1 protein-coding gene is annotated in these 278 nt (G+C 68.7%); it reads left to right on the top strand.

The annotated features are described in order from the left end of the window. Nucleotides 1–278: condensation domain-containing protein (locus AC5Y7E_RS24335; protein WP_499950972.1), on the top strand; the 278-nt coding region annotated here is incomplete at both ends.

Raw genomic sequence — 278 nt, 5'->3', positions numbered from 1 at the left:
CAACACGCCCACGACAACGACCCCGACACCTACGCGATGCAACTCGACATCGCCATCACCGGCCCCCTCGACCCCGACCGCCTCCACCACGCCGTGAACACCGTGACCAGCCGCCACCCCCACCTAGCCGCCCGGTTCATCACCCACTACGACCCCCCCGTCCAACTCATCCCCACCCACCCCACCCCAGGATGGCTCTACCTCGACCTCGCCGGCCAACAGGAACTCGAGCAGCAGATCACGCAGATCTGTGCCGCCGAGCGGGCCGCGGTCGGGGA

The organism is Mycobacterium sp. NGS17 (genome assembly GCF_059813205.1).
This window is presented reverse-complemented; position numbering and strand designations above follow the sequence as displayed.